Annotated in this window: 3 protein-coding genes and 1 pseudogene; 3 read left to right on the forward strand and 1 reads right to left on the reverse strand. The window is 35.8% G+C overall.

Going from position 1 to position 1,411, the window contains the following annotated elements; genetic code table 11:
- From AC5YCD_RS15710 to AC5YCD_RS15720, 3 genes and pseudogenes are all read left to right on the forward strand, one after another.
- Positions 1-96: transposase domain-containing protein (locus tag AC5YCD_RS15710; RefSeq protein ID WP_180044306.1), on the forward strand; the 96-nt coding region annotated here is incomplete at its 5' end.
- A 424-nt stretch (positions 97-520) separates the two neighbouring features.
- Positions 521-757 (forward strand): annotated as a pseudogene (locus AC5YCD_RS15715) (transposase); the annotation flags it as partial.
- A 14-nt stretch (positions 758-771) separates the two neighbouring features.
- On the forward strand, positions 772-1,188 hold the full coding sequence (locus AC5YCD_RS15720) for a hypothetical protein (protein ID WP_496130884.1): 417 nt from the start codon (positions 772-774) through the stop codon (positions 1,186-1,188).
- 17 nt (positions 1,189-1,205) lie between these two features.
- Here AC5YCD_RS15720 and AC5YCD_RS15725 read toward each other — a convergent pair.
- Positions 1,206-1,411: transposase family protein (locus AC5YCD_RS15725; RefSeq protein ID WP_496128521.1), on the reverse strand; the 206-nt coding region annotated here is incomplete at its 5' end.

The following is a 1,411-nucleotide window of genomic DNA, read 5'->3' on the forward strand; positions in this document are numbered from 1 at the left end:
GCCTATTTAAGTGATGTGCTGAAAAGGCTACCGACACACAAAGTGACCCAAATTGAAGAATTACTGCCACACCGGTGGCAACCCGACCAAAATTAAAAAATAGGTATGGGGTTCAGCGGATGCTTACGAATTACTACCACACCGATGGAAACCTGATCCCCATTAAAATATAGCGATGGGGTTCAGCGGATGCTTACTGGCTTTGGTGAATATTGGCTTTGCTTGCTCGGGTGAATCAACTACAAAGCATACATACCAACGTACACGACTATCCTCAACAATGGATAAGAAATTCAGTTAAAAATAGACTGCTATTGAAATTATTTAAAACAGAAAAATCCTAAAGTGCGACAAAGATCAAGGGGATGCATAAGGTCACTTTATCCAGACCCAAATTTCTAATAGAAATATCTCAGATGTAGAAATTCTGCTTAAGCTAAGTCGATGTTAAATCCTCAGAACTCTTAGGAGTCATGTCTAAATCAGTGAAACCTTTAAAGATAAATTGGTAAAGTAAGATATTGAATTAATGACCTATCATCGCAGGAATATGCAGCGAGTGGAATGATCATCAGAGGATGAAATCCTGCTAAGAAAACGTAACAAAATAGAGACGATCTTTAGCTTATTGAAGCAACAATACAATCTAGTAAGCAGCCATCATCATTCCATTTCAGGTTATTTCGCTGGGATTTACGCATCACTCTATGCTTATCAAATCTATCATCAGAATAAGCCTCAATTTAAAACAATGTAAAACTAGGCTTATCCATGATTCGCGTTATATTTACAATCATTAATAAATACGCATTAAAAAAATATTCTGTCTATCAGCTACTTAAGATAATGTCATCCATTTCTTTTTTGGCTGGTTTATTCCTATTAGGTATAACTCTTTTTAAAATAGAATCAGTTTACTTCCTCATTCTTGGCTTAATGATTTTTGTTGGTGTGACAGGAGCAATTGGAGCAAACTCAATCGCGAGTTTATTACAGCTCTTGCCAAAGCAAGCAGGAACAGTCTCGGGGGTAGCTGTCTCGATGCAATTTGCGATAGGAGCACTCCTAAGTTACTGCGTCAGCTTGTTTTTTATCAATAATCATCCGGCAGTAATGAATATCGTTATATCTTTAGCAGCTTGTTTATCATTATTAAGCTTTAATTTAACTTCTAAACCCAAAGAATAGATCTCTTGCGAAAGTGGTTATTGCAAGTTTATTCGGTTTACCAGTGCAGCAATTAAGTTAATGCGTAAACCGAATCTTTTCCGTCTATTTCGATAGCGTTCACTTAATATTCTAAATGTTTTCAATTGACTATTGATGTGTTCGATCACAACTCGTATTTTTCCAATCAGTTTATTGTACTTTTTCTCAACACTAAATAACGGGAAATTCTTCTTTTTCTTTA

Source organism: Acinetobacter sp. CY05, from assembly GCF_059515805.1.